Raw genomic sequence first — 24,520 nt, 5'->3', positions numbered from 1 at the left:
CGCCGCCACGCTCGCCCGGTTCGGGGCGAGCGTGGCGGCCTCTCGGCGCCGTCGGACCCCTACACACCCCGGCCTACCGGACTCTCGCGACGTCCGGTAGGCTAATCTGCGGTGGAGTCGCCTAGTGGCCGAGGGCGCACGCCTCGAAAGCGTGTGAGGGGGCAACCCCTCCGTGGGTTCAAATCCCACCTCCACCGCCCTAGCGGCACGTCTCGCTCTTCGCGTGCTGCCCAGCCGGCCAACCAGCCGCGATGCTCCCGCGCCCGGCTCCTCCCGCGCCTGGAACGCCGGCTCTAGTAGCGGCTGGCCGGGCCCGCACAGCGGTCCCGGAGGATCAAGCCCGGGCGCCGGGACGGCGGGGAGAGGGAGCCCATCGCGGCGAGGATCAGGCCATCGTGGCGAGGATCGCGCCGATGTCGTCAACGGTGGTCCGCGGGTTGACGATGGCGAACCGGGCGACGGTCTCGCCCTCGTGCACGGTGGGCGGAACAAACGCGAAACCGTCCCGCAGCAGGTTCTCGCTCCACCGCTGGTAGTCCGCGGCCTGCCAACCCAGCCGACGGAACACCACAATCGACAGCTGCGGTTCCCGCACCAGCTCGACGTAAGGCAGCGCGGCGATCTGGAGCGCGGCCGCCCGGGCGGTCGCCAGCGTGGACTCGATGGCCCGGCCGTAGGCCAAGGTGCCATGCGTCGCCAGCGAGAACCAGAACGGCAGCCCGCGGGCCCGCCGGGACAGCCCGATGGCGTAGTCCGACGGGTTCCAGGCCCCCGCCGAATCCAGGACCTCAAGGTAGCCGGCCCGCTGCGGGCCGTGCGCCGCCCGGGCCAGCGCCGGATCACGATACACCAGCGCGCAGGCATCGAACGGCGCGAACAGCCACTTGTGCGGATCGACGATGAACGAGTCGGTCTCGGCGATCCCGTCGAAGAGAGAGCGGGTCGATGCGGCGGCGAGCGCGGCCAGCCCGTAGGCGCCGTCCACATGTACCCACAACCCGCGGGCCTGACAGACGTCCACCACCCCGCGGATGTCGTCGACGGTGCCGAACTGGGTGGTCCCTGCGGTCGCCACCACCGCGAACACGCCGTCGACGGCCTGGGCGCCGTCCTGCTCGGCGAGCCGGTCCAGCGCCTCGGCCAACAGCTGGCCGGTCAGTCGTCCGGCGTCATCCGTCGGCACGACGACGACCTCGGTGTCGAGCACCGTGGCGGCCTGGTAGAGGGAGGAGTGCGCTTCGGCCCCACAGACGAACCGCCATCGCGGTGGAGTCGGCCGACCGGCGGCGGTCAACCGGCTCCGGGCGGCATGCCGGGCGGCGGCCAGCGCCGACAGGTTGCCGACGGTGCCCCCCGGTACGAACAGCCCACCGGCGCAGGCGGGGAAGCCCGCGAGGTCCGACAGCCATCGCAGCGCCTCGTTCTCCGCGAAGACCGCGCCCGCGCCCTCCATCCAGCTGCCCGCGTAGATGGATGACGCCCCGACCGCCAGATCGAACAATACAGCCGCCTTAGTCGGGGCGGCCGGGATGAAGGCGAGATTGCGGGGATGATCCGTCGAGATGCAGGCGCGGGACAGCTCCTCGTCGAACACCTCGAGGGCGCGACGGCCACCGATGCCCTCGGCGGTGATCGTGGATCCCACCGCCGCCGCCAACTCGTCCCATGACAATGGCGCGTCCAGCGGTACCGGATCGAATCCGAGCCGGACGCGGGCAAAGTCACATATCGCGCGGACGAGATCGGCAGTCTGCGCGTCAAACCGATGCACAGGCGGAGTCTAGGTTCGGCCATGCCCGGACATCGGGCAGCTCGCCCCGCCGCAACACCGGCGTTTCCGGGTCAGCCCCGAGTTCACACCGGCTCGTCGCGGACCGTCACAAGCCGCCCGGGTCGGATGATCTCCCGCGACCCGAGGGACGACCCGAGGCTACGCGTCCTGCTTGCCGCGCTGACGACGGAAGAGGAACCCGCCACCAACCAGGGCAACCAACAGAACAATCGCTCCGACACGCTTCACAACAAACCTCCACGATGAGGACCCGGCCTACGGGACGACATGCCCGGGCGTCCATCCATATACCCCATGGACGCCGCGGAAGGTGCCCAGACCCGCCGTCCCGGGGGACGGACGGCTGACACATCCTCATGCCATCGAAACCGAGCATGCCATGAAGTGGTCCCAGGCGTGCGACCGGACCACCGGACAAGCCGACGCGTCCTACGACAGCACGATGGACACGTGTCGTATCGCGGGGCAATCTTCACGCGGCCCGGCGTTTGGACGGTGCTTTCACAGTCGCCCTCATCGCACCCGTTCGGCGACAAGGGCGGCGAGGACGTCGGCATGGCAGGGCTCGCCCGGCGGGCACCAGCAGGCCAACCGCTTACCAGCCAGGTCGGGCAACTCGGCGAGCCGCTCCGACCGCGAGTAGCGGCGACCGGACCGGTCGTACCGGACATCCGGCCCATTGCCAGTCATCCACGCCGCGTACAGCTCTACCGCCGCGGACCGCCCCCACTCGCGCTGGTCGAAGGGATTGCCCCATCGGGTCGGCCGGGCGACCACGACCACGTCGTCGGGCCTGCGCCACCCGGCGGCGCGGGAGAGCCGGACATGGGACTGTGCGACGGTCATCATCGGAGGCCTCCCAGCTCGACGACATCCCTGGCGCCGCCCAACTCGCCCGGATCGTCGGTGAGATCCGGATCGTCGGTGAGAATGGCGTGCATGGACGGTACGGACACCACCATCCCCCCGCACGGGGTTCGCAACCGATCGGCGCGGACCGGGCCGGCTGTCCGTGCCGATCGGGCCACCTCACCGCCGATCCACGTACCAGAGGAGCCACATCGGGCCCGGGAACCAGTGGACGGTCCACGTTCGGCGGACCCGATTCAACATCACCACAATAAACAAGCAATCCCTCTGCAATAAGCACGCAATAACCGTACGATCGTTAATCGTGTGATCGTTACAGTAAGAAACGTGCCGGAGGCACGGGAACAGCACAGAAGGGGGCAGCCACAACCATCCAGCCATTCCCCCTTTACTTTCCGTACACCGGAAATTTGATAACGGGTGAAGTACAGTTTTTCGACGCGACGAGGTTGCCGTCCCGGCCCTTCTGGTGATATCTCGCGGCGATGCGGCGGGATCGTTCCAGGGCGCCGACGGGACCGGTTGCGACCGGGCGCCGACGAGTATCCATGCCGCCTGCCGGAGGTAGGACAAGCGGCGCATAGAATCTCCGCGAGAATGTGCGCGGCAAATGCGGCGAGTCCTGGGGGCGATGGTGGCACGAGTCTTCGTCAGCCATGCGGGCTCCGACGCGGAGCTGGCCGACAGGGTTCATCAGACGCTGACCCTTCTTGGCCACCGGGTGTTCCTCGCTCAGAACATCCGGGTGGGCGTCCAGCCCGGCGACATGTGGAAGGATCGGTTGCACCGCGAGCTGCGAGCCGCCGACGCCGTGGTCTGTGTCATCACCAACGCCTACAACGCCTCCCCGTGGTGCTCCTACGAACTGGGAATCGCCTACGAGGTCGGCAGCCTGCTGCTGCCGCTGCGCGTGGAGCCGACGGTCACCTCCCCGCTTCTGGAGGACCGGCAGCACGTTCACCTGCACGAGAATCCGGGGTGGGCCGACAACCTGAACATTGGGCTGCGGCGCGTCGAGGCCGGCGGCGGGCTGGGCTGGGCGGACGACCGGTCCCCGTTCCCGGGTCTGCGGCCGTTCACCCGGGACATGGCCAAGGTGTTCTGTGGGCGCGGCAACGAGCTGCGGCGGCTCACCCACCGGCTACGCTCCCTCGGTGAACAGCGTCTGCTACTGGTGGTCGGCGCCTCCGGGTGCGGCAAGTCGTCGCTGGTCACCGCCGGCCTGCCGGCCCAGCTGGCGGGCGAGCCCGGCTGGGAGGTGGCCGACCCCTTCTGGCCGGGCCGGGACCCGGTCCGCAAGCTCGCCCACACCCTGACCCAGGCTGCGAGGCGCGTCGGCCAGCAGTGGGTGGTCACCGACATCGACCGGCAGCTCAGGGAGGACGACCTGGCCCTCATGGGGCTGGCCGAGGAACTTCTGACGGCCGGCTCCGGCCCGGTGCGGGACAGCCTGCTGCTACTGATCATCGATCAGGGCGAGGAGCTGTTCACCCGATCGGACGAAGAGGAACGGGCCCGGTTGGCGACCCTGTTGCGGCATGGGGTCACCGGTCCCGTGCGGGTGGTCATGGCGCTTCGCTCCGAGTTCCAGGACCAGGTCTTCGCCCTGCCCGAACTGAGCGGCCCCCCCGAACAGGGCGGGGTCAACCTGCACGTCTTCCCCCTCCGCCCGCTGGCCCGGGACATGCTGCCGGTCGTCATCACCGAGCCGGCCCGGGTAGCCGGCCTGCACGTGGAGCCGGAGCTGGTCGCCAGGATGGTGGCGGACACCGAGGACGGCGAGGCGCTGCCGCTGCTGGCGTTCACGCTCCATGAGCTGGCCAAGGACCAGACCCGCGGCGGCACCCTGTCGATGGACCGGTACCACGAGCTGGGTGGCGTGCGGGGGGCGCTGGCCCGCCGCGCCGACGCCGTCCTCGACGACGCCGTGGAGACGAGCGGGCTGGGCCGGGAGGAGATCCTGGTCGGCATGGCCGAGCTCGCCACGCTCGACGAGGCCGGTCGGCGGGCCCGCCGACGCATCGACCTCAAGGACCTGCCGTCCGACGCGTTGCGGAGAACCTTCCAGGTCTTCGTGAACCAATGGCTGCTGTCCACCCCCAGCGACAGCCTGGGGACCGCCGTCGGGGTCGTCCACGAGGCGTTGCTGACCGCCTGGAAGCCACTGGATGCCGTCATCCGGGAACGGGAAGCCGCCCTGCTCAGTGAGGGCAAGGTCGAGCGCGCCGCCGCCGAGTGGGAGCACAACGACGGCCCGCTCTGGGACGAGGACCGGCTGACCACCGCCATCACGACGCTGTGGCAGTCCTATGAGCGTTTCCGCGCCGGTGAGGAGCCGGTGGTCCATCTCAAACCGGCCGGGCGGAGGTTCATTGACGCGTGCGACCAGCGGATCGAGGAAGCCCGTCGTCAGGAACGTACGCGCGTCGAGGCGGCCCGCCGCCGGGAACGTCACGAACGTCAACGCCGCCAGCAGGTCATCGCTGTCCTTTCCGTGCTCCTCGTCTTCACTGTCGTCGGGGCCGCGGTCGCCACCTGGCAGTCCCTCACCGCCCGGCAGGCGCAGCGCACCGCGGAACGGGCGCAGCGCGCCACCGAACGGGCGCGGCATGCCCTGATCACTCACACCCTGCTCGCCGGCGCCGACGCCGCGCGGGCGACGGACCAGGTGCGCGCGTTACGACTCGCCATCGCCGCCGAGAACATCGACCCCGGTACCGGTGGTGCGGCCGGCGGTAAGGCCGACAGGGGCGCCGACAGCCGGGCGAACCTGCTGCAAACCCTCGCCGAGGACCCGAACCCACTCGCCAGCCGCGGCGATCCCGTCACCTCGGTGGCGTTTTCCCCGGATGGACGCATCCTGGCCGTCGGCGGCGCGAACGCAACGGTCGTGCTGTGGGATGTGACGGAGGGTCAACATCGTCGGATCGACCCGCCCCTCACCGGCCAGCGCAGCGGGATCACGTCGGTGACGTTCTCGCCGGACAGCCGGAACCTCGACGCGACCGGCGTCGACGGGACGGTGCTGCGGTGGGACGTCACCGACCCAGACCGGCCACAATTGCGGGGGCGTGTGAACGCCGCCGCAGCCCTCCCCACGCCGTGGGATGCGTTCTCCCAGGACGGGCGCCTCAGAGCCACCGGCCAGGACGGATCAATCATGCTGGCGGATGTCACCGCCCCGGATCGGCCCCGGCCGCCCAGCATCCTTCTCGCCGACCCCGGACCGGTCCGGGCCGTGGCCTTCTCCCCGCACGGGCAGGTCCTGGCCGCGGTCGGATCTGGCCGGAGGGTATGGCTCTGGGACACCAGCGTCACCCCGCCGCGGCAGATCGGGCAGCCGCTGACCGGGCACACCCGCTCCGTCCTGTCGCTGGCGTTTTCCCCGGACGGCGGGACGCTGGCCTCCGGCGGCAACGATGGCACCGTCCGGCTGTGGCGGCTCACCGCGGTCGACGCGTTCCGCCGCAACGGCGTCGTCGAGTACGCCTGCCACGAGGCCCAGGGCGGGCTCGACCGGTCGGCGTGGAGCTTCCACATTCCCGGCCTGCCCTACCAGGACACCTGCGCGGGGTGACCGCCGGCGGCACCGGCGGCTACCTCGGCAACGACGGCAACGTCCAGGTGTCGAGGCGTTCGGCGATGTTGTTCGTGCCCTGGCGCCGCCCGGCGATCCGCCGGGCGTCCGCGAGGAACCGGTGGGTCCGCGTGACCATCACGGCGTTCGGCCGGTGCTCGGAGATGTCCAGTGCCTCGGTGACGAGCGCTTCGGCCTCGTCGACGTGGTGGCGGTGCAGGGCCGCTGTAGCCGCGGCGATCCTCGCCATCGACCGCAGGCCGGTCGCCCCGGCGACATCGAGATGGTGCACCGAGGCGTCGGTATAGACCGATGCCGCGTCCGGCTGGCCGAGTTCGACGTACGCCGCCGCGGACAGTTCGGCGAGCGTCAGCATGTGCAGGGTGTCGATCGAGAACCCGGGGTTACCCGACTGCGCGCGACTCAGCGTCCCCTGGATGCGCCAGGCACGATTGATCGCTTCGTGCACGCCCGCCCGTTCACCGAGCGCGCCCAGGGTACGGGCCTCTATCGCCGCGGCGCGGCTGGCGGCCGGCGAGCCCGCACCGACGTGGGACGTGGCGGCGCGGGCCAGCGCGAGGGCGGAGGTCAGGCTGCCGGACTTGCGGGCCAGGGAGCTCTGCCACAGCCGAACCCAGCACTGGAGTGTCCGGTCCCGCGCCTCCTCGGCGTGGCCGAACGCCTCGGCGAACGCGGCCGTCGCCCCGGGGATGTCACCGAGGTCGTGGCGGGTGGTGGCCCACAGGGCGGCCAGGCGGCCGGCGGCACGGTGCAGGCGGGCGTCGACGGCGGTCGGGTGCCCGCCCTCGGCGAGCAGGGAGCGGACGGCCGGCAGATGCCGGCGTAGGTACACGCTCGTCGCGCCGATCGGAGTCCGCTCGTACGCCCCGGTGATCTGCTCGATGCGGGCGTCGATGTGGTTCAGGACGTCCTCGGACGCGATCACTCTCGGGATCACTCGCCCGCTCCGGGCCATGAACAGCCCGGGTGGCAGGGATGCCCCCGCCGCCAGCCGGAGGAACCGCCGTCGATCGGACTCGTCGCCCATGCCGCACCTGCGCTTCGGGATGTCGCCCGCCTCCCATGACCATGATCCGTCTGTGGGCAGTCGAGAAACGGGTCATCGTCCATGGTCACGCCCCGTCTGCCATGATCATGGCCCGTCTGCCGGTCCGACTGCACACCCGCTGGACGCTAGCCGGGGCGACCGCCCGCCGGAAGCGGAAACACCCAGCACAACGTGGTCTCCCGCGGCCTGCGGCCCACGGCGGCCCACGGCGGCCCACGGCGGCACCGATCGACCCGGCGCAGGTCACTAGCCGTGACTTCTGCACCGGCGGAGCCTCGGTGCGGTCGTGGCAGCCGCCCGCCGGCAGCCGGCCGCGACGGGCGAGGTCGGCGGTGATGTGGGTGAGGTTCGCCGCGTTGTGCAACCGCCAGCGTTCCCAGCCGGGAGTGCCCTCGCGCACCCGCTCCAGCCGGACGTCCGCGGCGTCGGTGACGGTCTCGAAGGGTTTCTGCTCGTGCGACCGCACGTCCGTGACGTGGCTCAGCTCCTACGGTGGGGTGCCGACGAAGCCGCAGCGCAGGATGCGGATGGCGGCGAGCAGCCGGTCCACGAGGGCCGGCTCGCAGAGCACATCGTCGTCGAGGTACAGCACATATCGGCCGCGGGACGCGTCGAGCAGGAACTGGCGCTGCTCCGCCATGCCCCGCCACATCCGCCCCCGGTGCACCTCGACGGCGCCGCCCCGCGCTCGTAGCAGCCGCAGCACCCCTGGCTCCCCGCAGGTCACGATCTCCACCTTGTCTCGGTCGGAGAACCGGCGGCGCCGGGAAGCCGCGGAGGCTGCCGACCTGGACGTCACCGTGCGCCGGGCACCTCGCCGCCGGGCGGCAACCGGCTATGGCGAGGCCGTCCAGGCCGGACCGGAAGTAGAGCGACGTCCACGCCGCGTCAAGATCGTCGAGACGGCCGGAGCGGATCGCCCGAACGACGCCGAACCAAACGACCAACGGCAGATGAAGGTCATGCCGGATATCGGCGGTGTGGTGACGGATGACGACGTCGGCGCCCGATCGGGCGACGCGGACCGTCGGCGCGTCCGAGGCGACCGGGCTGGTGGCCTGCCAGGACATGTGATCTCCCCCGTGCGGTGGATGCTGGTAGGTCAGGTCACGGCCGGGATAGTCGCGGTCCAATCGCCGTAGGTGAGCCGGATGCTGCCGTCGTCGTGGATGCGGACGTTGGCGCCGAGGAACGGGGCGAATCCGCGGCGGGTCCAGTCGTCGCGGACCTCGTCGAGCGCATCCCAGAGGCGACGCGGCCCGCCCTGATGGACTGTGGGCTGCTCGGTACCGATGGCGGTGGCCCGTGCCCAGGAGCCGTCCGCATGGGCCATGATCGCGGTGTGCTGGCCGTCGGGTTCCCGCCGGTAGTGGTGCCGCACGCCTGGCGCGGCGAGAGTTAACAGCGTGGACAGCTCCCACCCTTCGGCGACGTCGAGAACCGGGTAACGGCCGGTGCTGACGTGCTCGCCGTCGCGCACGTCCAGGTCTTCGGCCTCGACCGGCGCGGGTGGGTAGTCGTCGCCGGTGCGGGTGTTCATGAACCCGGCGGGCTCGAACTCGACCATGCCCACCAGGCCGCGTGGGGTGCGGGTCGCGGTGACGACCATGTGCGTGCCGCTGATCGTGGTGACGAGCCGGCCGCCGGGGCGCAGTGCATCCAGCCAGCTCGGCGGAATGCTGGCCACGGACACCATGGAGATGATCCGGTCGTAGCGGCCGGGTAGGGGGCCGGTCGCGTCGACGGCCAGGGCGGTGGGGTGCAGGTCGAGGGCTGCGAGGCGGTCCGTGGCGGCGGCGACCAGGTACGGATCGACGTCGACGGTGGTGACATGGTCGCTGCCGTACCTGCGGGCGAGCAGGGCCGTGCCGTAGCCGGAGCCGGTACCGACGTCGAGGATGTCCAGGCCCTCACCGAGCCGGCCGTGCCGGTACATGGTGAGCGCCAGGGCCGGCATGGTCGCCGAGGACGCCGGCCGGCCCACGGGCACGTCGCTGTCGGTGGCCCGGTCTGCGTGGTGGGCGCCGACGCGGGTGACGAGCGACCGATGGGCGGCGTACGCGTCGCCGATCGGGCCGCGGCGCGGCGCCCACCCTTCGGTGGTGCGCGTCCACCAGGCGGGCACCAGTTCGTGCCGCGGTATGTCCGCGACGACCGGGTGCCAGCGGGAGCCGGGGTGGGTGATCTCGTCGGCCAGGGTGCGGGCATGGTCCCGCCAGGTCTCGGTCATCAGTTCGGGTCGGGTTCGGGGTGGACCGGGCCGCACGGTTTGGTGTCGTCGTCCGGGCCGCACGCCGCGTAGGGCGCTCGCGGTCGCGGCACGGCGTTCACCGCTTCCTGCCACTGCTCGCCACACAGCAGCTCGCGCAGCGAGGCGGTCAGCACGCTGCCGCCGTCCTGCGTGCGGTTCATCACGCACGGGGTGATCCGGCCGTCGGGAAGGACCGCCGCTCGGCCCAGCCCGCAGCGTCCGCAGCCGCCCGGCGCGACGCCGTCGCCCGCGGCACGGCCGAACCCGCGGACCGGATCACGGGTGATGGCGGGCACCCCGAGCCCGAGCAGCTCCGCGTGCGCCCGGTCCGCGGCCTCACCGTCACCGACGATGTTGACGCGCAGCGGGATGCCGCGGCGCAGCACCTCGACGATGTTCGCGTGGGTGGGCGCATGGGCTCCGCGCCGGCCCGTGACCCGGTCGTGCTCGGCCTGGTCCGCGGTGTAGTAGCTGGTGGACATCCGTACCCCAGGCCGCGTCAGTGTCGGCCAGAGGCCATCCGGGATCCGGACCAGATTGGTGAAGATCTCCACCGTCATGCCGGTATCGAGCGCCCGGCCGACAAGCTCGGGCAGCGCCGGGTGCAACGTCGGCTCACCGCCGATCATCGACACCAGGCGGACCCCGAGCTCGGCGGCAGCGTCGATGACCTCCGCCCAGTCGGCCGCGGTCATCGGCCCGTGCCCGCCGGCCGGGCCCGAGTCGGCGTAGCAGTGGGAACAGGAAAGCTGGCAGCGGCCGGTGAGCTCCAGCGACAGCCGGTCGATCGGCGGTGGGGCAAGGGTGGTGGTCACTTGTTCTCCTTGCGGGTGGATGCGGTGGGGATCAGTGGGCGGTGAGGGCTCGCGGGGGATGGAGCTCGCCGCCCTGGTGGAGGGCGGCGCGCTGCGTGAGCTGGTCGGGGGTGAGGGCCTTCATCCCGTGGTAGGTGCCGGCGGCCTGGGCGCGGGCGAGTTCGAGCGCGAGCGCCGCCCACTGGACGAGCTGGCGGTCGATCTCCTCCGTCTGCTCGGTCGTGGGCAGCGTGCCGCCGTACAGGAGGTGGTGGACGAGCGCGACGGTCCGCGCCATCTGGCGGACGTTGGTGTCGGCGGTGCCCTGGTAGCGGGTGCACTCCTCGGTGAGGATCTTCACCTGCTCGTCGCTGAGGTTCAGGGCCTTGTGGTGCTTGACGTCCTGGCCGAACAGGTCGTGTGGCGCGAGGGTGAACGCGGCAGTGAACGGCGGCGGGTTCGTCACGGCTTCTCCAGGGAGGGTGTGGGGGCGTCCTGCCACGCGACTATCGGGCGTCTGAGCGGAAGCACGAGGGCGTGGCGGGTCGGCGGTTGTGGCGCCCCGACATTCGGGATCGGGGTGCCCCCACCTTCGGCATCGCTCGGCCGCCCCGGGGGTGAGTCCGGTTGCACGGCTCCACCTCCAGCGGGTATTTCGGCCGGCTGACCTGCCGGTGAACTCATGACACACTGCGCACTAGGGCCACCACAATGTGTGTGTGGTGTGGGTGTGGGTGTGGGTGTGGGTGGGACCACACCACACCCTGCGAGCGAGGGGAACGCCGTGGACCCGTGGAAACTGGGCAGGCGCGACTCGCTCGACGCATCACCGAACTACGAGGCGCCGAGTCGAAACGGGCATTCGCCAACCGGGCCCGTATCGACCGTGGGGACCTCACTCGCATCGAGCAGGGAGAAATCCTCCCGACGGATCGGGTAGCCACCCGCCTCGATGACTATTGCGCCACCGGGGGGAGATCTCACGCTGGAAAAGACGGATCCACGCCATGCGCGCCGGCCTGCCGGTGCCCCCCACGGACGAGGAGGTGGGTCCGACGGACCGCAGAGAGTTCGGCCTGCTCGGAGCCGCTGCCGTTGCCGCCCAGATCTCCGGACGGATCGCGGCCGCCGCCGCCATCGCCCCCCGACGCTGCGGGAGATCGAGGCGAACATCAACCGCATCGCGCGCAGAGCGTGGCCGCGGAGCGGCGCCGTGACGCGCACCCCTACGCGCGGCCCATGCTGGCCGCCTGCGAATCGCGCTCCGCCGCCCGCGGGTGCGACGAGCCGACCGCGCGAGCCGCGCTAGACGACATGTGGGACCGCCTGTGGAACGGACCCGTCATGCCCGGCGAGGTCCGCATCGATGAAGGCCAGGCCGTGGCCCAGACAGCGGCGATCCTCGCCACCCTTCGGGACCCGGCCTCCGAGAAGTTCGCGCAGCGCGCCGTCGACGCCTACCTCGGAAGCGGCCGGTCGGCGAACCTCGGCGGCTCCTACAACGCCCTCGCCCGCAGCTACCTGCACCGAGCCGAACCGGACCCGGAACGGGCCGCCGCGGCGACGCGCAGTGCGTTGGAGGCGGTCGGAGACCAGCGGACTTCGTGGGTCGTCGGACCAGCCGCGAAGACCTGGCGCACCCTGGATGCCCGCTGGGGAACGATGCCGGCGGTCCGGGAGCTCGGCGAACTGGTCGCGGCAGCGCAACGCCCGGCACTGACGTCCGGAACGAACGTCTGAGCCGCGCCTTTCTGCATGCCTACCGCGTGCTCCGCGGCCATAGGGACCGCGGCGGCGCCCGTTCTGCCCATAGCGGGCGGGCAGCGTCACGGCGTCGGTGTACGACGCGCAGATGCAGTAGTGGAGGAGAACGACGACGCCTGGGACACAGCAGCAGCCAGACCCCCACTGGGCGGACCGGTTCGTGTGGCAACCAGGCGAGCTCCGCCCGCTCCCGCCGGGCACCCCAGTCCCTGAGCCGGTCATCGGGCCCCTGGACTGGGAGAACACTCCGGAAGGCCGCGCGCTCCTGGCCGCCGTGGCCGAAGCCGAGGACGAGTAGCCGGTGAGCAAGCAATGCCATTGCAAGTGATCGGAGTCGACGGCGAGGCCCAGATGATCGCCACTGGGCCGAAAACCGAAGCGGTCGCCGTCGTCAACGAAGACGGCTACTGGTCGATCTTCCTCAAGGGCTCGTTCCTCGCCCACGGCCACGGCTACTGGGAGCCCGCACCCGACGGCACGACCATCCATCCGGACCTTCCCGCAGACCTGGAACAACGCCTCCAGACTGCTGAGGCCGAAGCCGCCACGGGCGACCTACTCTTCCCGATCCTGCCCGGACAGGACTGAACTCGCACCTCTACCGCCGCAGCGCCCGCTGCGAGGGGCGGCCCCGTCAGTCCGGTCCGCGGTGGCAGGCGTCGCTGGTAGGCGCGTGTCCTCGTCACGCCGATCACCTTGCACACCGGAACCTCTCCCGCCGGCATCGTCATGACGCCGCGGGCGGTCGCCGTCGTGACCTGTCCGGGGGCAACCAGCAGCGCGGTGGTGAGCCCGGTGCTGCGCTGGCCCCACCCTTCCGGGCCCTGAAACGACACGGTGACGGTGTAGCTCGTGGTGGTGCGGGAGCTGTTCTGTACCTGAAGATCGGCTGCTGGGGCACCGAAGACGCCGTCCCGGCGGCAGCCGGCGACCGTCACCTCGGCGCGGTTAAGCCGGTCGGCGTTCGTCACAGCCGTACCGATGGCCATGCCGACACCGACGCCGACGACGGCCAGGGAAGGCAACAGCCATGGATGACCTGTACGCCCGCGCCGGGCTGATCCGTCACAAGGTCAACGTGTTCGCTGCGATGGACACGGACGGGAAGGCGTATTCGCCGCTCCGTCCTGAACCGGATTCCGGCCCGGAACCCGCAGCCCCGACCCCAATCGCGTGATCTCAGTCACATAGCTGGTCAATCAATAGAAGATCATCGATCTTGATGTTTCAAGATCAATAATTTGCCGTAGCCGGATGATCGTCGATATGAACGGATGTGGGTCGCCCTCGGTCGGTCCGCTCCACAAGGGAGTGGTCTGGCTAAAGGGAGGAACCCCGTGTTTCTGATCGTTCTGATGACCGCGGTACCCGAGGCGCTGTACCGCGGTGTCTGGCTGCTGGGGCTGATCGTGGCGCTTCGCGGCGCGACTCCGGCGAAGCGGGAAGCCCTCCTCAGAGCCTACGGACGGGCATATCCGGCACCGCGAGCTCAGAGGGTGTCACGGCAGCGGTGACCGTCAGCCGGCGCGGTGTCCAGCGAGGGCGTAGACGGGGTGCCAGGCCCGGTTGTACCGCTGAGCGGGAACCGAGCGCGGCTTCGGCCGGTCAGACTCGGGGCGCCTCGCCGAGAGGTAAGGCGGCATGAGAGCGCCATTGGACGCTCATATGCAACGGTGTCGACATCATGATGGTGTCCAAGCGCCTCGGTCACTCTTCGACAGCGATCACGGGGACGCTCTACACGCATCTGCTGCGTTCGGCCGGGCAGAAGGCGGCCGAGACGGTGGCGGCGGCGGTGCCTCGCACGACGCGGCGTCCGCACCATGTCCTCACCGAGACGGGAGAGGCGTCGAGAGAGATCGGGGCCCATCGCGTCAAGCCTGGTCAGAAGGCTGTACGAGGCGGGAAGGCCGCGAAGATCGTTGCGGAGGATGCGAGATTCGAACTCGCGAGGGGTTGCCCCCAACACGCTTTCCAAGCGTGCGCCCTAGGCCACTAGGCGAATCCTCCGTGGATGAGACTATCTGATCGTTGCGGGGCCGGGCGCCGGGCCTGCCGCCGTGCCGCCCGGCAGACCTCGGAATTCATGATCGTCCATCACGGGCTAGACTGCACAGCAGACCCCTCGTGCGGCGTTACCCTCGTGAACCCCCCCAGGGCCGGAAGGCAGCAAGGGTAAGCGGGCTCTGGCGGGTGTGCGGGGGGTCCTCTCGTTTCGCCGATCGTCTCGTCGAGCACGCGGAGCAGGTCAGTGAGCACAGCGTTGTACAACCGGTACCGTCCCGCGACATTCGCTCAGGTCGTCGGCCAGGAGCACGTGACCGGTGCGCTGCGCAAGGCCCTGCGCACCGGTCGGCTGCACCACGCCTATCTCTTCAGCGGCCCCCGGGGTTGCGGCAAGACCTCCTCCGCCCGGATCCTCGCCGCCTCGCTGAACTGCGTCCAGGGCCCGACCCCTGAACCCTGCGGGGTGTGCGACGAGTGCGTGGGCATCCGGACGGGCGCCTCGATGGACGTCACGGAGATCGACGCTGCGTCGCACGGTCTCGTCGACGACGCCCGCGACCTGCGCGAGCGGGCGTTCTTCGCCCCTGCGTCGGCCCGGTTCAAGGTCTTCGTGGTGGACGAGGCGCACATGGTGACCGCGGCGGCGTTCAACGCGCTGCTGAAGGTCGTCGAGGAGCCCCCGCCGTACCTCAAGTTCGTCTTCGCCACCACCGAACCGGACAAGGTCATCCCGACCATCCGGTCCCGGACGCACCACTATGCCTTCCGGCTGGTTCCGCCGGGCGTGCTGCGCGAACATCTGGCGTCGGTCTGCGCCCGGGAGGGGGTCGTCGTCGATCCGGCCGTGTTGCCGCTGATCGTGCGGGCGGGCGCCGGATCGGTTCGCGACTCGCTGTCCGTTCTCGACCAGCTGCTGGCCGGCGCGGACGACGACGGCCTGCGCTACGACCGGGCGGTGGCGCTGCTCGGCATGACCGACGGCGTCCTGCTGGACGAGACCGTCGACGCGCTGGCCGACCGCGACGGCGCGGCCCTGTTCACCGTGGTCGACAAGGTCGTCTCCGCCGGTCACGACCCGCGCCGGTTCGCGACCGATCTCCTCGACCGGTTCCGTGACCTGATCGTGATGGCTGCCGTTCCGGACGCGGACGCCCGCGGCCTGCTGGAATCCTTCTCCCCCGACCAGATCGACCGGATGCGGGCGCAGACCACCCGGATGGGCCCCGCCGAGCTGTCCCGGACGGCGGACGTCCTGCACAACGGCCTGGTCGAGATGCGGGGGACGGCAAGCCCACGGCTGATGCTGGAACTGATCATGGCCCGTGCGTTGCTGCCCACGGCGTCGACCGACCCGGCCGCGCTGCTCACCCGGTTGGAGCGGCTGGAACGGCGGGCCGTGCTCGGCGGGGAAGAACCGGAGCCGGGCCCCCCGTCCCCGCTGCCGGTCGGCCGGGCTCCCGCGCCGGTCCACCCGCCCGCCGCGGACCCGGAGCCCATGCCGCTGGCAGTCCGGGCACCCGCTCGGACCGGACCGGTGTCTCGACCGGCGGCGGGCCCCCAGCCTGGTTCGCCGGGTCCCGCGTTCACGCCGGGTGATCGCCCCTCGGGCCCGGCAGGTGTTCCGGGCACGGCCGGCACGCCCGGGACCGGGCGGATCGACGCCGCCGGCCTGCGGATGCTGTGGGACGAGCTTCTCGTGCTCGCCGGCCGCCACAGCCGGAAGACGCATGCGATCCTGAAGGATCACGCGACCGTTGCCGACGTTCGAGGCGACGAGGTCGTGCTGGCCTTCGCCACCCCGACGATGGGCCGGATGTTCGGGCAGGGGAACAACGCCGAGCTGTTCTGTACGGTGCTGGCGGAGAGACTCGGCGGGGCCTGGCGGGTCACCGTCGCTCCCGCGGGCGGATCTGGTCGCGGCAGCGGGCGGCCCGCAGCGGGTCCCGGTCCGGGCGGCGGTGGCTACTCCGGCCCGCCCGGTCCCTCCAAGGCCTCGGGGTTCGCCGGCTCGGGCGGAGCCCCCGGGCCCACCGGCCAGGCGGGAGCATCCCGCTCACCGGCACCGGCACCGGCACCAGCACCGGCACGGCCCGCCGGCCCGGCAGGACAATCCTCCGGCTCCTCCTGGGGCCCGCGGCTGGATCCGCCCGTCGGCGCCGAGAACCGCGCCGTCTCGCCGGGATCCCCCCGAGCCATGCCCGGCCAGATGCGCGGACCGGCGGGGTTGTCCCCCGACACCGGGAACGGCTACGGCGGCTCCACCGACGGAACCGAAGGCGGCACGACAGACCCCGGCCGCGGCCCGGACGGCTACGGCGACCCCCGCGACTCCCACGGCGCCGGGCACGGTTCCACCGGCCCGGCCCCCGGCCCCGAGGGCGGCAGGCCCTGGTCCGCCACGGGCCGGGACGGCTCGTGGCCCGGACCGGCGAACGGGGTCGCCGCCGCTGCCAGTGCACCCCCCGCCGGGGACGAGCCGGGTCCGCGGCGCGAGGACGAGCCGTCCCTCGACGACGAGGCCGTCCCGTCCGGTCCCGGCGGGGCCCGCGGGGGCGAGGAGGCCGCCGTGTCCCTGCTACGGAGCGGACTGGGTGCCACGATCATCGAACAGATCTCGTCCGGCTGATCTCGTCCGGCTGAAGGAACAGATCTCGTCCGGTTGAAGGAGACGTAGGCTCATCGACATGTCTAACCCACAGAACCGCGCCGGGAGTGGGGCCTCCGTCGGGGGCGGGGCGCTGGGGCAGCTCTTCGAACAGGCGCAGAAGATGCAGGCCGCGATCCTCGCCACCCAGGAGGACCTCGCCACCGCCCGGGTGGACGGGACGGCCGGCGGCGGCCTGGTCCGCGCCACCGTCAACGGCGGCGGGGAACTGGTCGATCTGACGATCAGCCCCGAGGCGGTCGACCCCGAGGACACCGAGACGCTCGCGGATCTGATCCTCGCGGCGGTCCGTGACGCGACCACGAATGCCCACAAGCTCGCCGCCGACCGGATGGACTCGATCACCGGCGGCCTCGGCGCGGGCGGCCCGGCAGGTCCGGGTGGCGCCGACGGACTCGGTGGACTCGGTGGACTGCTGTCCGGTGGCGGCCTCGGAGGCCCCCTTCCGGGTGGCCCGGGCCTTCCCGGGCTCGGCTGACAACCGGCGGCACCGGTGTACGAGGGCATCGTCCAGGATCTGATCGACGAGCTCGGGCGGCTGCCCGGCATCGGTCCCAAAAGTGCCCAGCGGATCGCGTTTCATCTGCTGGCCGCCGACCCCGTGGATGTCCGCAGGCTGGCCACCGCCCTGACCGAGGTCAAGGAGAAGGTCCAGTTCTGTCGGAGTTGCTTCAACGTGGCGCAGTCGGAACTGTGTCGGATCTGCTCCGATCCCCGCCGCGATCCGAGCTCGATCTGTGTGGTCGAGGAGCCCAAGGACGTCGTGGCGATCGAACGCACCCGCGAGTTCCGGGGGCGATACCACGTGCTCGGGGGCGCGATCAATCCCATCGGCGGTGTCGGTCCCGACGACCTGCACATCCGGGAACTCGTCGCCCGCCTGGCGGACGGCACGGTGACCGAACTGATCCTCGCCACCGATCCGAATACCGAGGGTGAGGTCACCGCATCCTACCTGGCCCGGCAGATCGCTCCGATGGGCCTGAAGGTCACCCGCCTCGCCAGCGGCCTGCCCATGGGCGGTGACCTCGAATGGGCGGACGAAGTGACCCTGGGACGCGCCTTCGAGGGACGCCGCGTCGTCAGCGCCTGACACCCCGGCCTGCTGTCACCCGGTCCCACCCCGAAGCCACCCCGGCTCCACCGGTCCGCCACCGGGTCCGCCGGGGCCGCTGCAGCCGCTAGAACCCCAGGATGGGGGCATAAGCCGAGCTGGGAATCGAGGCCAGGGTCAGCAGGACCACGCTGACGTCAAGATGGTCGGCCTCGGCGCTGAACACGGCGTGTAATCCTCTGGTGCGGTAGATCCGTACCTCGGGATCCCGGACGACCTGTACTCCGAAGACGTTCGTCGCCCGTAGCCACCAGACCCGCCCGGCCGCCCGGACCCTGACCTGACGGGCGTCCCGGCGCAGCCCGGTCGTGAGCCGGGCGAGTCGGGTGGCCGGCAGGCAAGGCTGATCCAGATAGCCGATGATGTCCCGGTCGGAGCCGTGCACCACCAGCCGGACCGGCCGGGCCGCCGAACCCGGCTCGACGAGGTCGGCTTCCGCCGAGATCTCCCGGTCCCGCGGATACATCTCGGCCGCCCAGATCCCCTCACCGTGCAGGACCCGTTTACCCTGCGGGCCAGCCCCCGGATGGCCGCGGGGCACCATGCCGCCGATGATCCGCCCGGCCCCTTCCAGCCGCCACGCGACGGAGACGACCACCCCCGACGGCACCGGCGTGGCCAGGTCGCAGACGGCTGGTAGGTGGCACATGCGTAGATCGCGGACGCGCCTATCCATCCACACCGCTCAGGTCTCCGGCGCCGCGGTGCCCCGGACCCACGCCGCCGCGGTGCCCCGGATCGCCCGGCGAACCGCCATCCTCACCGGAGGACATCCCGCCAGCTTCCCGCACCCACGCCACCCAAGCCTCAAAATTGATCACTCTGAGCTATCTCCTTCATGCTACGGCAGCCCTTCATCCATGGATTGCCGCCGAGTCGCTCCGCTACGCGCCCAGATGCTACGAGGCGCGCCGATCTACCCATGATGCGCATTCGCCCGAGCATCTGCGCGGGCATTCGACGAATTCGTCGGCTCGCGCGTCGGCGTGGGAATCGGCCGGAGCATCGACGAACGCATCGAGACGGGCGGCAGCAAGAGCATTCAGAGAAAGGTGGGACGGCTTCCGCGCGCACCTTCGCGCCGAGCATCGGACACCCGGATCCGATCCCGGGAGCGGTGGTACCCGCGCCCCCAAACACGGAGACCACCGGGCGACCACTGATGGTGACCGCCGGAGGGCCCCACCATCACCCCGCGGTACGCATCCTCCAATCGGGACGTCAGGGTAGGGGGTACCCGGCGAACGCTCTGCCGTCCGTCTGCCACCAGGAGGTCCTGAAGCATGATCATCAGCTCACATGTCGGGGCGGGCGCTTTCGTGGGCATGGCGATCCGACACCCGGTGCCCGCCCTCGCCGCCGGCTTCGTCTCACACCTGGTCATGGACGCGTTGCCCCACTGGGGAACGGGTCCGAACACCGAGCCGGAATGGCTGCCGGTCGCACGCAAGGACGGCGTGGCGGGGCTCGCGGCCATGGCCTTGTTGACGGCGTCCGCCCCCGCCGGGCGCCGACTCGCCGTCCTCGCCGGCATGACCGGTGCCTGCCTACCGGACACCGACAAGGTGGGCCGGTACTTCGTCGGGGTGAGTCCCTGGCCGAGCCGGTTCGACCGTTTCCACGAAGCGATCCAGAACGAGGCCCGGCACCGCCTGCCACGCGAGATTGCGACGGCCGCCGTACTGACCACCGCGGGCACCCTGCTCCTGCGCCGACTCGCGGCCCGCGGCGACTGAACGCGGAAGTTCAGCGCGCATCCCCCGGCAAGGTCGCCAAACCTCCGGGCCCTTCCGGATCCCGGGCCCTTCCGGATCTACGAACCAGATCCGGAAGGTCCGGCATCGGCAGGAAGGCCCGGCACCGACAGGACAGGCAAAACGGTCAGGGCAGCAGCACGGCCGCGCCGGTGACCCGGTCGGCGGCGAGGTCGGCGAGGGCCCGGTCGGCCGCGGACAGCGGGTAGGGCGACACGGTCACCGCGAGCCGGTGCTCGGCGGCGATCGCCAGGAACTCCTCACCGTCGGCGCGAGTGTTGGCGGTCGTGCTGCGTACGGACCGTTCCTGGAACAGATGGTCGGAGTAAACGAGCGGCGGGATGTCGCTGAGGTGGATGCCCGCGATGGACAGCGTGCCGCCACGGTCGAGCGCGGCGAGCGCCACCGGCACCAGGTCACCCACCGGGGCGAAGAGCACGGCCGCGTCCAGCGGCTCGGGCGGTGCGGCATACGCCTCGCCCGCCGAGGCGGCGCCGAGTCCCAGAGCAAGCTCGCGGGCCCGCGCCGAGCGCGTCATCACGTGGACGGTGGCGCCCTGCGCGATCGCCACCTGGGCGGCGAGATGGGCGGACGCGCCGAACCCGTAGATGCCGAGCCTCCCGCCGGGCGGCAGCTCCGCCCGGCGCAGCGCCCGGTAGCCGACGATGCCGGCGCACAGCAGCGGGGCAAGCTCCGCATCGCTGTAGCCGTCGGGCAGCCGGTAGGCATAGTCGGCGCGCACGCAGGCGTACTCGGCGTATCCGCCGTCGACATCCCATCCGGTGTAGGTCGAGGCCGGGCAGAGGTTCTCCGCTCCGCGCCGACAGTACCCGCAGGTCCCGTCGGTCGAGGCCAGCCAGGCGATGCCCAGCCGGTCCCCGGTGCGCACGCCGCTCACCCCCTCGCCAACCGCGTCGACCCGTCCGACGACCTCATGTCCGGGCACGGTGCGCGGTCGGTGCGGCGGGAGATCACCCTCGGCGAGGTGCAGATCGGTACGGCAGACTCCGCAGGCGTCGACGTGGACCCGAACCTGGCCCGGCCCTGGCCGGGGCACGGGCAGCTCGGCCGGGCGCAGCGGGCGGGTGCTCATCGGCCCGGGAGCGACTACTTGCCAGGCACGCATTGCCAGGCACGCATCCGCTCGGGTAGCTCAGATGTTGACGCCATGATCACGAGCCAGACCACCGAGGTCATTGTGGCCCTGGCCGACGGCGCGGAACTTCCAGTCGGCGCCGTTGCGGTAGACCTCACCGAAGATGACGACGGTTTCGGTGGAGTAGTCCTCGGACAAATCGTAGCGGACCAGCTCGTTTCCGCCCTGGTCGACCACCCGGATGTAGGCGTTGCGCACCTGGCCGAAGTTCTGGTTCCGGTTCACCGCGTCGTAGATGGAAACCGGAACGATAATCCGGTCAATGTCGACTGGAACCAGTGCAAGGTTGATGATAACGGACTCGTCGTCCCCCTCGCCCTGCCCGGTCAGGTTGTCACCGGTGAGCGTGATCGCCCCCTCGGGGGACGCGAGGTTGTTGAAGAAGACGAAGTAGCCGTCGTTGAGGACCTTGCCGTCCGCCCGGACGCCGATGGCAGAGGCGTCCAGGTCGAAATCGGTCCCGGTGGTCGTGCGGGCGTCCCATCCGAGCCCGACGTTCAACGCGGTGAGCTGGGGGGTGCCGGCCTCGGCGGCCTGCTTCGTGAGGCTGACGTTGCCGCCCTTGGCAAGGCTGACTGCCATTGAGGATCGTCCTTCCTGAGCTGGTCCTCGGCGTCGGGGACCATCGCGTGGACCGCGTGCGTCGCAGTCGGTCATACGGGTGAGCCGGTCGTGCGGATGTCATCACCCTGGCACACCGGAAGGAATACGCCCAGCACCCCGTCGCCGGGGCGACATCGTCCCGGCGGCGGAAAAGGGACACCGGACCAGATCCGGGCAAGGCCACCGAGCAAGGGCGACGGGCGGCCGCGCTCGGTCAGCGGCCGCGCTCGGTAACCTGGCTGCCATGGCGCTCTTGGTCGCGAAGTTCGGTGGGTCCTCCGTTGCCGACGCGGACCGCATCAAACGAGTCGCTGAGCGAATCGTGGAGAACCGGCGGGCCGGCAACGACGTCGTCGTGGTGGTCAGCGCGATGGGTGACACCACCGACGAACTTCTCGATCTGGCCGAACAGGTCTCGCCGCTTCCGCCCGCCCGGGAGCTCGACATGCTGCTCACCGCCGGTGAGCGAATCTCGATGGCGCTGCTGGCCATGGCGATCACCACCCTCGGCGCCGAAGCCCGCTCGTTCACCGGCTCCCAGGCCGGAGTCATCACCGACTCGGTGCACGGCAAGGCGCGCATCATCGACGTTACCCCCGGGCGGATCCGCGCCGCCCTGGACTCCGGCGCGATCGCGATCGTCGCGGGCTTCCAGGGTGTGAGCCAGGATACAAAGGACATCACCACGCTCGGTCGAGGCGGCTCGGACACGACCGCGGTGGCGCTCGCTGCCGCGCTGGGAGCGGACGCCTGCGAGATCTACACCGATGTAGACGGCGTGTTCACCGCCGACCCGCGCATCGTCCCCGACGCCCGCCGCATCGACACGATCTCTTATGAGGAGATGCTGGAAATGGCGGCGTGCGGCGCGAAGGTCCTCATGCTGAGGTGCGTCGAGTACGCCCGCCGTTACAGCGTCCCCGTGCATGTCCGATCGTCCTTCTCGGCGAAGCCGGGCACGTGGGTCACCGAGATTCCGGAGGAACAGCTCGTGGAACAGGCCATCATCCGTGGGGTCGCGCACGACCTCAGCGAGGCGAAGGTGACGGTCGTCGGATGCCCGGACAAGCCCGGGGTGGCGGCGGCGGTGTTCCGGGCCGTGGCGGACACCGACGTCAACCTGGACATGATCGTTCAGGTCGGCTCGGTCGCCGGGTCGGGGCGGACGGACATCTCGTTCACCCTGCCCAAGACGGATGGACGTACCGCGCTCACCGCGCTCACGAAGGTCCAAAGCGAGATCGGCTTCGAGCGCACCCTCTACGACGACCACATCGGCAAGCTGTCGCTGATCGGCGCGGGGATGAAGTCGCACCCGGGGGTGTCCGCCCGGTTCTTCGGCTCCCTCGCCGACGCGGGGGTCAACGTCGAGATCATCTCCACCTCTGAGATTCGCATCTCAGTGGTGGTGCGCGACACCGACCTCCCGCTCGCCGTGCGGGCCGTGCACGGCGCCTTCGACCTGGGTGACCCGAACGGCGGGGCGATCGTGTACGCGGGAACCGGACGATGACGTTGGCGACGTCGTGGGTCCTCGAGACGGCGGCACGCCGCGGCAGCTGGACACACCGCGGCGGCACGGTGGCGAATCAGGAGGATGGATCGTGACGAGCAACGGGGCGGGCCGGCGACCGACGCTCGCCGTGGTGGGGGCGACCGGCGCGGTCGGCACGGTGATGCTGTCGCTGCTCGACGAACGCCCCGGCATCTGGGGAGAGATCCGGCCGATCGCCTCGGCCCGATCCGCGGGACGGACGGTACGGGTGCGCGGCGCGGACGTCGTCGTCCAGGCCCTGGCACCGGAGGTCTTCGACGGCGTGGACGTGGCCGTGTTCGACGTTCCCGACGAGGTCTCCGCCCGGTGGGCACCGGTAGCGGCGGCCCACGGCGCGGTCGCGGTCGACAACTCCGGCGCGTTCCGGATGGACGCCGACGTGCCGCTGGTCGTGCCGGAGGTGAACGCCGACCAGATCCCCGCGCGGCCGCGGGGCATCATCGCGAACCCGAACTGCACCACCCTGTCGATGATCGTCGCGGTCGGCGCTCTGCACCGGGCGTTCGGGCTGGAGTCGATGTTCGCGGCCTCCTACCAGGCCGCGAGCGGCGCCGGGCAGGCCGGCATCGACGCCCTCTACGACCAGCTCACCGTCGTCGGTGGCACCCGCGAGCTGGGGCGGACCGCCGGTGACGTGCGTAAGGCCATCGGTGAGGACGGCCTCGGCCCCTTCCCGGCGCCGCTGGCGCTCAACGTCGTGCCCTGGGCCGGTTCACTGAAGGACGGCGGCTGGTCCTCGGAAGAGTTCAAGGTCCGCAACGAGTCCCGCAAGATCCTGGGTATCCCGGATCTGCGGGTGTCGGCTACCTGTGTGCGGGTGCCGGTCATCACCACGCACGCGGTCGCGGTGCACGCCCGCTTCACCCGGCCGGTGACGGCGGACGAGGCGCGCACGGTGCTGCTGAACGCTCCCGGCGTCGCCGTCGTCGACGATCCGTCAGCCGGCGAGTTCCCGACCCCGGCCGACGTCGTCGGAACGGACCCGACCTGGGTCGGCCGAATCCGGCAGTCGCCGGACGACCCGCGCGAGGTCGCACTGTTCCTCTGCGGGGACAACCTGCGCAAGGGCGCCGCGTTGAACACCCTGCAGATCGCCGAACTTCTCGTGCAGGATTGGCTGTGCCTTTAATCAGGCGTTAAGCTTTTGGCCGCGAACCACGCCATCCGGGAACCGATGAACGCCCCGCGCTTTCCGGCCCGAGAAAACGATCGAGATCAGCCGGAAAAAACATACCTTCCACCGAACTGTCGGATATCGAACTGATCGAGAAGTCGAGAAGCGGTCAGCCCGCCCCAGGAGGACCCTTGGGCGGGCTGACCGTTGAAGTCTCTCGTGGCTCAGACGACGCGGACGGCGTCGGCCTGCGGACCCTTCTGACCCTGGGTCACCTGGAACTCGACCCGCTGGCCCTCCTCAAGTGCCTTGTAACCGTCCATCTGAATCGCGCTGTAATGAACGAAGACGTCGGAACCGCCGCCGTCCACGGAGATGAAGCCGAAGCCCTTCTCCGAGTTGAACCACTTCACCGTGCCCTGAGCCACGTGCCGT

General features: G+C 70.8%; 22 protein-coding genes, 2 tRNA genes, 1 other RNA gene and 1 pseudogene. 13 read left to right on the top strand and 13 right to left on the bottom strand.

Translation table 11 applies throughout. The annotated features are described in order from the left end of the window. Positions 1-110 precede the first annotated feature (110 nt). A tRNA-Ser gene (locus tag AC08OO_RS03775) sits at positions 111-197 on the top strand. 188 nt (positions 198-385) lie between these two features. Here the strand turns inward: AC08OO_RS03775 and AC08OO_RS03770 are convergent. Together AC08OO_RS03770 and AC08OO_RS03765 are read right to left on the bottom strand one after the other, a co-directional pair. Then, the gene (locus AC08OO_RS03770; protein WP_476608633.1) at positions 386-1,771 is read right to left on the bottom strand and encodes a pyridoxal phosphate-dependent decarboxylase family protein; all 1,386 of its coding nucleotides are present in this window, start codon (positions 1,769-1,771) and stop codon (positions 386-388) included. 534 nt (positions 1,772-2,305) lie between these two features. After that, positions 2,306-2,641: a DUF4326 domain-containing protein gene (locus AC08OO_RS03765; RefSeq protein WP_476608940.1), complete on the bottom strand. Its 336-nt coding sequence runs from the start codon at positions 2,639-2,641 to the stop codon at positions 2,306-2,308. A 631-nt stretch (positions 2,642-3,272) separates the two neighbouring features. On the opposite strand from AC08OO_RS03765, the gene AC08OO_RS03760 reads away from it, so the two are divergent. Continuing rightward, a complete protein-coding gene (locus AC08OO_RS03760) occupies positions 3,273-6,239 on the top strand; it encodes an nSTAND1 domain-containing NTPase (RefSeq protein ID WP_476608939.1) in 2,967 nt (988 codons plus the stop codon). 19 nt (positions 6,240-6,258) lie between these two features. On the opposite strand, the gene AC08OO_RS03755 is transcribed toward AC08OO_RS03760, so the two are convergent. The 6 genes from AC08OO_RS03755 to AC08OO_RS03730 form a co-directional block, all read right to left on the bottom strand. Next, positions 6,259-7,287, bottom strand: a complete 1,029-nt coding sequence (locus AC08OO_RS03755; protein WP_476618235.1) for a hypothetical protein — start codon at positions 7,285-7,287, stop codon at positions 6,259-6,261. Positions 7,288-7,372: 85 nt separating this feature from the next. After that, positions 7,373-7,774, bottom strand: coding sequence for a hypothetical protein (locus tag AC08OO_RS03750; RefSeq protein WP_476608938.1), 402 nt, complete (start codon positions 7,772-7,774; stop codon positions 7,373-7,375). A 21-nt stretch (positions 7,775-7,795) separates the two neighbouring features. Beyond that, complete coding sequence (locus tag AC08OO_RS03745) at positions 7,796-8,107, bottom strand: glycosyltransferase (RefSeq protein WP_476608937.1); 312 nt, start codon at positions 8,105-8,107, stop codon at positions 7,796-7,798. Positions 8,108-8,410: 303 nt separating this feature from the next. After that, the gene (locus tag AC08OO_RS03740) at positions 8,411-9,538 is read right to left on the bottom strand and encodes a methyltransferase domain-containing protein (protein ID WP_476608936.1); all 1,128 of its coding nucleotides are present in this window, start codon (positions 9,536-9,538) and stop codon (positions 8,411-8,413) included. Next, entirely contained in the window at positions 9,538-10,374 is an 837-nt protein-coding gene (locus AC08OO_RS03735) for a radical SAM/SPASM domain-containing protein (RefSeq protein ID WP_476607945.1), read from the bottom strand. The genes AC08OO_RS03740 and AC08OO_RS03735 overlap by 1 nt, the downstream gene beginning before the upstream one ends. 31 nt (positions 10,375-10,405) lie before the next feature. Continuing rightward, a complete protein-coding gene (locus tag AC08OO_RS03730) occupies positions 10,406-10,819 on the bottom strand; it encodes a hypothetical protein (protein WP_476608935.1) in 414 nt (137 codons plus the stop codon). A 245-nt stretch (positions 10,820-11,064) separates the two neighbouring features. Between AC08OO_RS03730 and AC08OO_RS03725 the strand changes: the two are divergent. The 4 genes and pseudogenes from AC08OO_RS03725 to AC08OO_RS03710 all read left to right on the top strand — a co-directional run. Next, positions 11,065-11,268, top strand: a pseudogene (locus AC08OO_RS03725) (hypothetical protein); the annotation flags it as partial. Positions 11,269-11,547: 279 nt separating this feature from the next. Next, positions 11,548-12,093, top strand: a complete 546-nt coding sequence (locus AC08OO_RS03720) for a hypothetical protein (RefSeq protein WP_476608947.1) — start codon at positions 11,548-11,550, stop codon at positions 12,091-12,093. 336 nt (positions 12,094-12,429) lie between these two features. Further along, a complete protein-coding gene (locus AC08OO_RS03715) occupies positions 12,430-12,705 on the top strand; it encodes a hypothetical protein (protein WP_476608934.1) in 276 nt (91 codons plus the stop codon). A gap of 749 nt (positions 12,706-13,454) precedes the next feature. Continuing rightward, entirely contained in the window at positions 13,455-13,631 is a 177-nt protein-coding gene (locus AC08OO_RS03710) for a hypothetical protein (protein WP_476608932.1), read from the top strand. 411 nt (positions 13,632-14,042) lie between these two features. On the opposite strand, the gene AC08OO_RS03705 is transcribed toward AC08OO_RS03710, so the two are convergent. Beyond that, positions 14,043-14,127: transfer RNA gene (locus AC08OO_RS03705), tRNA-Ser, on the bottom strand. 106 nt (positions 14,128-14,233) lie between these two features. On the opposite strand from AC08OO_RS03705, the gene ffs reads away from it, so the two are divergent. The 4 genes from ffs to recR all read left to right on the top strand — a co-directional run bounded on the left by ffs (position 14,234) and on the right by recR (position 17,882). Beyond that, positions 14,234-14,330, top strand: an RNA gene (gene ffs, locus AC08OO_RS03700) — signal recognition particle sRNA small type. A gap of 38 nt (positions 14,331-14,368) precedes the next feature. Next, entirely contained in the window at positions 14,369-16,750 is a 2,382-nt protein-coding gene (locus tag AC08OO_RS03695) for a DNA polymerase III subunit gamma and tau (RefSeq protein WP_476618234.1), read from the top strand. 58 nt (positions 16,751-16,808) lie between these two features. Continuing rightward, complete coding sequence (locus AC08OO_RS03690) at positions 16,809-17,267, top strand: YbaB/EbfC family nucleoid-associated protein (RefSeq protein WP_476608929.1); 459 nt, start codon at positions 16,809-16,811, stop codon at positions 17,265-17,267. Between the two features lie 15 nt (positions 17,268-17,282). Continuing rightward, positions 17,283-17,882, top strand: coding sequence for a recombination mediator RecR (recR, locus tag AC08OO_RS03685; protein WP_011434735.1), 600 nt, complete (start codon positions 17,283-17,285; stop codon positions 17,880-17,882). A gap of 88 nt (positions 17,883-17,970) precedes the next feature. Here the strand turns inward: recR and AC08OO_RS03680 are convergent, their stop codons facing one another. Beyond that, positions 17,971-18,552 carry a hypothetical protein gene (locus AC08OO_RS03680; protein ID WP_476618233.1) on the bottom strand — a complete coding sequence of 194 codons (582 nt, stop codon included), beginning with the start codon at positions 18,550-18,552 and terminating at the stop codon, positions 17,971-17,973. Between the two features lie 634 nt (positions 18,553-19,186). On the opposite strand from AC08OO_RS03680, the gene AC08OO_RS03675 reads away from it, so the two are divergent. After that, complete coding sequence (locus tag AC08OO_RS03675) at positions 19,187-19,639, top strand: hypothetical protein (protein ID WP_476608927.1); 453 nt, start codon at positions 19,187-19,189, stop codon at positions 19,637-19,639. Between the two features lie 145 nt (positions 19,640-19,784). On the opposite strand, the gene AC08OO_RS03670 is transcribed toward AC08OO_RS03675, so the two are convergent. Then, positions 19,785-20,783 carry a zinc-dependent alcohol dehydrogenase family protein gene (locus AC08OO_RS03670; RefSeq protein WP_476608926.1) on the bottom strand — a complete coding sequence of 333 codons (999 nt, stop codon included), beginning with the start codon at positions 20,781-20,783 and terminating at the stop codon, positions 19,785-19,787. 27 nt (positions 20,784-20,810) lie between these two features. Then, on the bottom strand, positions 20,811-21,395 hold the full coding sequence (locus AC08OO_RS03665) for a TerD family protein (protein ID WP_011434730.1): 585 nt from the start codon (positions 21,393-21,395) through the stop codon (positions 20,811-20,813). Positions 21,396-21,660: 265 nt separating this feature from the next. On the opposite strand from AC08OO_RS03665, the gene AC08OO_RS03660 reads away from it, so the two are divergent. Both AC08OO_RS03660 and AC08OO_RS03655 read left to right on the top strand, forming a co-directional pair. Further along, on the top strand, positions 21,661-22,929 hold the full coding sequence (locus AC08OO_RS03660; protein WP_476608925.1) for an aspartate kinase: 1,269 nt from the start codon (positions 21,661-21,663) through the stop codon (positions 22,927-22,929). A gap of 91 nt (positions 22,930-23,020) precedes the next feature. Next, entirely contained in the window at positions 23,021-24,100 is a 1,080-nt protein-coding gene (locus AC08OO_RS03655) for an aspartate-semialdehyde dehydrogenase (RefSeq protein ID WP_476608924.1), read from the top strand. Positions 24,101-24,309: 209 nt separating this feature from the next. Here AC08OO_RS03655 and AC08OO_RS03650 read toward each other — a convergent pair whose 3' ends face one another. Continuing rightward, positions 24,310-24,513, bottom strand: coding sequence for a cold-shock protein (locus AC08OO_RS03650; RefSeq protein WP_009740954.1), 204 nt, complete (start codon positions 24,511-24,513; stop codon positions 24,310-24,312). Positions 24,514-24,520: the final 7 nt, after the last annotated feature.

The sequence above is a fragment of the Frankia sp. CeCAU1 genome (assembly GCF_977971845.1).
Note: the sequence above shows the minus strand (reverse complement) of the source record. Positions and strands in the feature narration are given on the sequence as shown.

Bases quoted from the DNA above. Each gene is read 5' to 3' on its own strand.
- AC08OO_RS03740 (WP_476608936.1), bottom strand. From the start codon at position 9,538: ATGACCGAGACCTGGCGGGACCATGCCCGCACCCTGGCCGACGAGATC.
- AC08OO_RS03675 (WP_476608927.1), top strand. From the start codon at position 19,187: ATGATCATCAGCTCACATGTCGGGGCGGGCGCTTTCGTGGGCATGGCG.
- AC08OO_RS03760 (WP_476608939.1), top strand. From the start codon at position 3,273: ATGCGGCGAGTCCTGGGGGCGATGGTGGCACGAGTCTTCGTCAGCCAT.
- AC08OO_RS03665 (WP_011434730.1), bottom strand. From the start codon at position 21,395: ATGGCAGTCAGCCTTGCCAAGGGCGGCAACGTCAGCCTCACGAAGCAG.
- AC08OO_RS03670 (WP_476608926.1), bottom strand. From the start codon at position 20,783: ATGCGTGCCTGGCAAGTAGTCGCTCCCGGGCCGATGAGCACCCGCCCG.
- AC08OO_RS03680 (WP_476618233.1), bottom strand. From the start codon at position 18,552: ATGTGCCACCTACCAGCCGTCTGCGACCTGGCCACGCCGGTGCCGTCG.
- AC08OO_RS03755 (WP_476618235.1), bottom strand. From the start codon at position 7,287: ATGGGCGACGAGTCCGATCGACGGCGGTTCCTCCGGCTGGCGGCGGGG.
- AC08OO_RS03660 (WP_476608925.1), top strand. From the start codon at position 21,661: ATGGCGCTCTTGGTCGCGAAGTTCGGTGGGTCCTCCGTTGCCGACGCG.
- AC08OO_RS03690 (WP_476608929.1), top strand. From the start codon at position 16,809: ATGTCTAACCCACAGAACCGCGCCGGGAGTGGGGCCTCCGTCGGGGGC.
- AC08OO_RS03765 (WP_476608940.1), bottom strand. From the start codon at position 2,641: ATGATGACCGTCGCACAGTCCCATGTCCGGCTCTCCCGCGCCGCCGGG.
- AC08OO_RS03715 (WP_476608934.1), top strand. From the start codon at position 12,430: ATGCCATTGCAAGTGATCGGAGTCGACGGCGAGGCCCAGATGATCGCC.